General features: G+C 50.8%; 6 protein-coding genes. 2 read left to right on the plus strand and 4 right to left on the minus strand.

Features of this window, described 5'->3' with window-relative positions:
- Window positions 1-652 precede the first annotated feature (652 nt).
- The 4 genes from ACI1P2_RS31240 to nadB all read right to left on the minus strand — a co-directional run bounded on the left by ACI1P2_RS31240 (window position 653) and on the right by nadB (window position 5,341).
- A complete protein-coding gene (locus tag ACI1P2_RS31240) occupies window positions 653-1,681 on the minus strand; it encodes an acyltransferase family protein (protein ID WP_355327654.1) in 1,029 nt (342 codons plus the stop codon).
- Window positions 1,682-1,793: 112 nt separating this feature from the next.
- The gene (gene nadA, locus ACI1P2_RS31245; RefSeq protein ID WP_355327657.1) at window positions 1,794-2,900 is read right to left on the minus strand and encodes a quinolinate synthase NadA; all 1,107 of its coding nucleotides are present in this window, start codon (window positions 2,898-2,900) and stop codon (window positions 1,794-1,796) included.
- A 42-nt stretch (window positions 2,901-2,942) separates the two neighbouring features.
- Complete coding sequence (nadC, locus tag ACI1P2_RS31250) at window positions 2,943-3,773, minus strand: carboxylating nicotinate-nucleotide diphosphorylase (protein ID WP_355327660.1); 831 nt, start codon at window positions 3,771-3,773, stop codon at window positions 2,943-2,945.
- A complete protein-coding gene (nadB, locus tag ACI1P2_RS31255) occupies window positions 3,755-5,341 on the minus strand; it encodes an L-aspartate oxidase (RefSeq protein ID WP_355327663.1) in 1,587 nt (528 codons plus the stop codon). Before nadB ends, nadC begins: the two co-directional genes overlap by 19 nt.
- Before the next feature lie 109 nt (window positions 5,342-5,450).
- Between nadB and ACI1P2_RS31260 the strand changes: the two genes are divergently transcribed.
- On the plus strand, window positions 5,451-6,587 hold the full coding sequence (locus tag ACI1P2_RS31260; RefSeq protein WP_355327666.1) for an IscS subfamily cysteine desulfurase: 1,137 nt from the start codon (window positions 5,451-5,453) through the stop codon (window positions 6,585-6,587).
- Between the two features lie 25 nt (window positions 6,588-6,612).
- A complete protein-coding gene (locus tag ACI1P2_RS31265; RefSeq protein WP_355327669.1) occupies window positions 6,613-7,152 on the plus strand; it encodes a transcription repressor NadR in 540 nt (179 codons plus the stop codon).
- The last annotated feature ends 731 nt before the right edge of the window (window positions 7,153-7,883 follow it).

The following is a 7,883-nucleotide window of genomic DNA, read 5'->3' on the forward strand; positions in this document are numbered from 1 at the left end:
TCCCGATCAATCCCTGCTTTATTTCTTGAAGGATCGTTAATTTTTCAAATGCCGTAAATTTCTTTTTCTCCATAAAATACTCCCCATACAGTAACAGGTTTTTGTTTTTTCACCTGTCTACTATATGGGGAGCATATCATTCTTAACCTGGGACACTCCTTTCGTCTGTTGAGAGGTGCGGGCGCTTGAGCGTGGAACAAGTGCGGATACGTAAAAAGCGCGAAAATTCTAGCGGTTGTAAGCGACGCTATTTGGGCAAAAACGTGGGGGTTCAAGATGTAACGGCTGCCAGCGAGCTTATGTCCCATTTTTCAACAGCTAAAGGGACTGTTTCGCCTAAATAAACGCGCACACGACCGTTAAAAAAGTAACTTTGCTTTTTTCGTCCGAATAAGCGATATCACAACCGTAAGAAAGAAATGTGCCAAATAGAGTTTTATCACTTTTGGAGTTTTTGTAAAAGGAAATCTTTATGTTCCTCTGAAAGCTTCAATAACGTGAAATTTCCACCTTTTATAAGGGAATTAAGTACCCTTTATAGTTTTCCATTTCAAGATACGACTGTGCATATTCTCTATCCAGCACACGCTCCCAATCTGAACGGTCTCCGTATTTTCTTTTCAAGGAATGCACTCCCTTTGTCTATACGAATCTATCTGCTTATGGTATGGCTTTGGCTCCGATTGCTTAGCGGCTTTTTAAACAATCTGTTCAGCCGCGGCTCCACCAGCCATTTAAACAAGTGACGGATGCCGCCGCCTGACAGCAGTACAGTCAGTAGGATTCCCGCCACCGGAAGAAGCATCTGCAGCGCCGGATAGCGGAGCAACGCGTAAAAGCCACTGGCCTTCGCCAAATACTTGATGATGAATCCGTGCAGCAGGTAGGTGTACAGCGTATTTCTTCCTCCGGCGGTAATCAGCGGAATCCTTTTTTCCGGCACAAGCACCAACACTGCTCCACCAAGCAAAACCGTCCCGGCATATACAGCCGCCCGGTACAGGCCTGCGCTCCATTCCGGGTGCCCTATGGCTTCATAAGGAACGCTGCCGTAAAACCATTTCTCCTCAAAACCGTTTCCGAACAAAATCATTACCGCGGCTGCTGCCAAAACGACGATAACCGCTATACATCGTATTAGCGGGGTCCGCAGACGGGAAATATGCTCCCTCTTCAAATAATAACCGGCGAGGAAAAACGGGAAGAAAACCAATGTGCGCGAAATACTTGCATAATACTGGGCATCATTCGCGTAACCGGCCAGAATGGCAACGATGATGGATATGGGCAGCGCATAGCGGATTTTGACAGCATAAGGCAATGCCGCCTTCCACAAAATCATGCTGAACAAAAACCACATCAGCCAATATGGCGTAAAGTAGGAAAACTTCAGCGTCTGTTCACCGAGCACGTAATAATCAAACAAAGAATACAGCGTTTCGAAAATAACATAAGGAACAACCAGCCTGCTGATCACCTTGTTGGTATATTCGCTGCTGCTCAGGTTTTTGCAGAAATAGCCTGATACCAGAACAAACAGCGGGATATGAAAAGCGTAAATAAACAAATACAGCGGCCGCAAAAAAGGCTCTGAGCCAAGCGGCTCAATCAAATGTCCGGTAACGACGAGTGCAATCAATACAAATTTTACATTATCGAAATAATAATCTCTTGCTGTCATGCGCTCACTCCTTCATTGCTGTCTTAATACCCGTTTTGCCTGGCAATGAACGCTTTTGTACGAAAAAAAGGATACAGCCCAAGCTGGCGGCTTAGGTCTGTATCCTTACATGTTAAACAATATGGAGCATTTTGTCCAAAGCCAGCACCGCTTCGCGCTGGATATGGGACGGCACTTTTACAATTCCTGCCGGATTCCCCTGATCAATGGACTCAAGCGACCACAACAGATGAGGAAGGTCGATACGGTTCATGGTCAGGCACGGGCACATGTCGGGATTGAGGGAAACAATGTGCTGTTCGGGGTGCTCGCGGATGATTCTTTGCACAAGGTTCATCTCTGTGCCTACCGCCCATTTGGTGCCTGGCGCCGCATTGCGGATCGTCTCGATGATGAATTTGGTCGAGCCCGCGCAATCTGCCAGCTGCACCACTTCATGCGAACATTCCGGATGCACGATGATGCGGACTTCGGGGTCCGTCTCCCTTTGCCTAAGCACATTCTCAACAGTAAATTTCTCATGCACAGAGCAGTGCCCTTTCCATAAAATAACTTTGATGGTTTCCGGGTCTTGTTCCGTCAGCAGTCTGTTCTGATGCGGGTCCCATACCGCCATCTGCTCCAAGGGCACGCCCAAATCATAAGCGGTATTCCGTCCCAGATGCTGATCCGGCAGGAAGAGGATCCGCTGCTTCTGCTTGAGCGCCCAATCCACTATTTTGCTGGCATTGGAAGACGTCACGGTAGCTCCGCCGTTTCTCCCGACAAAAGCCTTGATCTCTGCAGTAGAGTTCACGTATGTTAAAGGCAGTATGGTGTCTCCGAACAGGGTCTGCAGCTCCTGCCACGCCCTCTCCGTCTGCATGATATCCGCCATATCAGCCATGGAGCATCCTGCCCGCATGTCAGGCAGGATGACCGTCTGCTGCTCCGAGGTCAGCATGTCGGCGGTTTCAGCCATAAAGTGAACTCCGCAAAATACGATATATTCAGCCTCTGTATTCATTGCGGACTGCTGCGCAAGCTGCAGTGAATCGCCGGTAATATCGGCAAATTGAATCACTTCGTCCTTCTGATAATGGTGGCCGGGGATGAGCAGCCTTTTGCCGAACTTTTCTTTGAGCGTAATAACCCGCTGCTCCATCTCGGCTGTCAACATGTGCTTATAATGCTCCGGCATCATTCCGTGCCGCCCGTTCAACGCTTCCAGAATAGACATTGTTCCTCATTCCTCTCCCATAGTTTTTTAAATCACGCCATTCTATATTTTCACGTCCATGCTGATATCAAGGCTTTGCACCGAATGCGTCAAAAATCCGAGCGAAATGCAGTTCACTCCAGTCCCACGGAATAAAGGCAGGCTGTCCGGGGTAATACCTCCCGAAGCCTCTGTCACGATATGCGGCGGGGTCAGTGCGGCGAATTTGCGGACCGTATCCGGCGGGCAGTTATCAAACATGATGACATCCGCGCCTGCCTCAATCGCCTCCTGAAGCTGCTCCTCATCCTCGATTTCCACCTCGATCTTGACCATATGTCCCGCGGCGCTGCGGACCTTGGCAACAGCCTCCTTGATGGAGCCGCAGGCGGCGATATGGTTATCCTTGATCATGATGCCGTCATAGAGCCCGAAGCGGTGGTTATAACCGCCGCCAATGCGAACAGCGTATTTTTCAAGCGTTCTTAGACCGGGAGTGGTCTTTCGGGTGTCACAGAGACGGATGCTTGAATCATTGAGCCTTGTCACACACTCCCTTGTTAAAGTCGCAATACCCGACATTCGCTGAATGAGATTCAGCACGACCCTTTCTCCCGTCAAAAGCGACGCCGCGCGGCCTTTTAGCTCGGCAATAACAGTGCCGGGTCCCAGTGGATCTCCGTCTCTCCTGCACATCTCAACCTCAATGTCCGCATCAAGCAGCGCGAAGCCCTCCCGGATCATATCGCTGCCCGCGAAGATGCCGCTGCCCTTACTGTGAATGACAGCTTCACAGACCTGATCCCCGAAGATCAGGGAAGACGTCAAATCGCCATTCCCGATATCCTCAGTGAAAAAAGCTTCCAGCATTCTTTTCAGCTGTAAACGTTCCATGATTGCGCAATCCCTTCATTTTCTCTGATTTGTATGCCGTTCCGGCTGTGAATGATTTGCTTTCCTTTCCATCCCGCATCATCGGTTGCAGGAAAATCGGTCCGATAATGGGCGCCCCTGCTTTCTTCGCGCAGCAATGCAGAGGCTGTAACGAGCTTGGCAAGCTGCCACAAATGGAGGCGCTCAAGCTGTTCTTTTGTGATCTTTTGCACATGAATGGGGTCGGTTTGCACTTCATGCAGCCAGCGGTACAGGGCTTGAAGCTCTTCCCCGCTCCTTTGGATGGACACAGACTCATTCATGCGCCGCTGCAGCTCTTCAAGGGGGATACGGGGAACTTCATAACAGCCGTCCCTATCCTGTACCGAAAGGCTATGCGCGCTCTCGTCTGTTATCCGGGCAGGCACTACCTGTGCAATCCGCTGTGCCACCCGGTCGCCCATGACCAAAGCTTCCAGCAGCGAGTTGCTGGCCAGCCGATTGGCTCCGTGCAGACCCGTGCAAGCGGCCTCACCTATTGCATACAAGCCTGGGACAGTGCTCTCACCCCATTCGTTTACACGGATGCCTCCCATTAGAAAATGCATGCCCGGAGCAACCGGAATACGGCCCTCGCTGATATCCACCCCCGCAGCCTCGCATATGCTTGAGATCGTCGGAAACCGGTCAGTAAAATCGTCGCATCCGCTGATATCGATATACAGGGAGTGTCCGCTGCGGATTTCCTCATGCATCACCCTGGCTACCACGTCACGCGGAGCAAGGTCACCCATCGCATGTCGTCCGCTCATAATGCGTCTGCCGTTTTCGTCCCGGATTACTCCTCCCTCACCGCGCACCGCCTCGGAAACGAGTCCGTAGCAAATGTCCTCATGAACGAGCAGGGTCGGATGAAACTGGGTGAATTCCAAATCTGTTAGCTCGGCGCCTGCCTCGTAAGCCATCATGAGGCCGTCGCCGGTTACCGTTGCATCATTGGTATGACGGCTGAACAGGCTGCCGCAACCTCCGGTCGCGATAACCACGGCACCCGCCCTCATCTCAAACAGCCCTGTCTCCTCATGGCTGGCAAGCACTCCCATGCATCTGCCCTGTTCCAACAGCAGCTCATACACCGTGACCTGCTCCATCACCCGGACATTCTCTTGCAGACGCCCCGCCAGATGCTGCACCAGCATTCTACCTGTCGCATCCCCGCCTGCATGGAAAATCCGGTTCCTGTGGTGCCCCCCTTCCCGACCAAGCTGTGGTTCTCCATACTTATCAAGGTCAAAGGGGAATCGCTGCTCCAGCAGCCGCTCAATCATACGCCTGCCGTCTTGAATGATACTGGTGGCCACATTAACGTCATTGTGTCTACCCCCGGCAGAGAGCGTATCGGCCAGATGTTCCGCCGCAGAATCTCCTGTCTGGTGGAAAGAGGCAATTCCTCCCTGTGCCAGCATAGAGTTGCTGCGAGCAGTAGTGCTCTTGGTAAGCAGCGTTATCTGTATATCTTCGGGCATTGCCGCAGCCAGGGACAGCGCCGCAGCTCCGCCGCCAATCACAATTACCGATCGATCGAACATATCAACACCTCTTGTCGTTACATGTGTCTTGACACTTATATTTACACATCCCTACAATAAACTCAAGGTTTTTATTTGATATTTGACTTCCGCATAGAGGAGAGAAAAAATGATATATCTCGACTACGCCGCATCTGCCCCGATGAGCGAAGAAGCCATGCAGGTGTTTCAAGAATTGAATAAAGAGGTCTACGGGAATGCAAGCAGCCTGCACGACGCAGGTGGGAAAGCCGAGCATATCCTTAATTACTGCCGCAAGAAGCTCGCCGCCCTGATTCATGGACATGAGGATGGAATCTATTTTACAAGCGGGGGTACGGAATCCAACATACTTGCTCTGCAATCCGTATTAAACGGGCTGCCCGCGGACCGGAGGCATTTTATTACTACCTCGGTGGAGCATTCATCGATCCGCAATCTGGCGGCTTTGCTGCAGAGCCAGGGCTGGGAAATCTCCATCATACAGCCGGACGGCAGCGGTCGGATCACCCCTGAAATTCTGCTCAGCCATATAAGGGCGAATACGGGGCTCGTCTCCATACAGCATGCCAATTCGGAAACCGGGATCATTCAGGACTTGCAGGAGCTGTCACCAGTTCTAAAAAAACGCAATATCCTCCTGCATACCGATGCGGTTCAAACCTTCGGTAAAATACCCGTTCATGCGGATGAGCTGGGCTTCGATGTACTTACAGTATCCAGCCACAAGGTTTACGGTCCGAAAGGAGTGGGAGCGGTGTATATTCGCCCCGGAGTCGAATGGAAGCCCGTCTACCCCGGAACCACGCATGAAAAAGGCTTCCGGCCGGGCACTGTCAACGTTCCGGGTATCGGCGCCTTTGTGACCGCCGCTAAGGCAATGGTCCGGCAAATGACAGAGCTCTCGCAGTATTTCCGGATATTAAGATCCCATCTTTTCACGGAGGCGCATCGACTCGGCATCCCTTTACAGTCTGTAGTGGACGAAACCCACGTACAGGTGGTGCCTCATATTGCAGGCTGCTATTTTCTGAAAGCCGAAGGACAGTATATAATGTTAGAATGCAACCGCAGCGGGATAAGCATATCCACCGGAAGCGCATGCGCCGCAGGACAGCAGGAGCCGTCCCCTTCCGTCAAAGCTTTGGGGACGTCAGATCAGGAGGCTCTCCGTTTCATACGCATTTCTTTCGGACAGCATACAACTCTGCAGGAAGTGGATTCGCTGCTGAGCACTCTGCATGAAACGGCGATAAACAAGCTATAGCTGTGTAAAAGGAGGATTAAAATAGATGAACGAAGAGACTAAGCTAAGTGGTACAGAGCGGAGAGAGAAGCTGCTGCAATGGCTGAAGGAGCATTCCCCGCTTACTGGCAGCGAACTGGCCCGCAGGGCATCCGTATCGCGCCAGGTTATTGTGCAGGATATTACACTGCTTAAGGCGAGGAATGAACCGATTATGGCAACAAGCCAGGGTTATATGTATTTGGCAACACCCGAGGCTTCCGACAGGCCGATTGAACGGATTGTCGCCGTTCAGCACGGTCCCGAGCGGACTGAGGAGGAACTGCAGCTGATTGTGGATTACGGGGTTACTGTGAAGGACGTCATTGTCGAGCACCCGGTTTACGGTGAGATTACCGCTCCCATTCTGGCTTCCACCCGCCAGGACGTTCATGAATTTATTCTGCGCATCACTTCCACCAACGCATCCTATTTGTCGGAGCTGACCGGCGGCATTCATCTTCATACGCTGACTGCGCCAGATCAGGAACGGCTTGATCAGGCATGTCAGGCCCTGGAACGTGCCGGTTTTCTGCTGACTGACTAGCAAAAAATGGACAGCTCGTTCTTCCTTCAACGGAAAGCTGTCCCTTCTTTCTTTTCACCCTCTCTCATTTCGTCCAGATTTATATTTTTTCTCCCGGTATCATTAAAATTCATCCTTTCTTTCGTCTTTTCGACTTAATATCCCAACTTTCGCAGAGCCCAAATCCACTTAAACCTTTGTAGCTACTGGGTTCTGAGGAATTCGAATCCCCTTCTTGCAAGTTTGCCGATTTCATGCTACGAAAGTTAAGTTAACTAATGTTATTGACTCAACCTCATTATCAGTGCTTGACAGTCAAGCCGCCAGCCGATCATGGCAAGGCATGTGAACTCGCTGCCCGGGGGCTTTGCACGTTTATCCCGTTTGATCAGGTAAAGAAAAACAGAAAACCGGGAACCGAAAATATACTTTAGGCACGTTAAAGAAAATAACGGATCAAATGAGGCACGAAAATGCCTGTTGTTACGCTATTCAGGACCATCGAATGGGTCTATTATTTTTTTTGATCGTGCCTTATGGAGAAGCAGATCGGATCGAGGTCATGAGACGTTCTTTGGAGAAAGCAGAGCGTTTAGGCGATGAAACCGACCGAGAGAGAAGGAAGGGAGCGGAGCAAGGCACCGAAAAAATAAAAAGACCCTAATCCTCTTTGCAGCTTGAACCTGAATTTTTCCGATTTCCTCGTTCATGCTAACCCACACCGTTCAAGCAATGCACATCATGCTCACTTT

Source organism: Paenibacillus jiangxiensis, from assembly GCF_046098255.1.
GTDB lineage: Bacteria > Bacillota > Bacilli > Paenibacillales > Paenibacillaceae > Paenibacillus > Paenibacillus jiagnxiensis.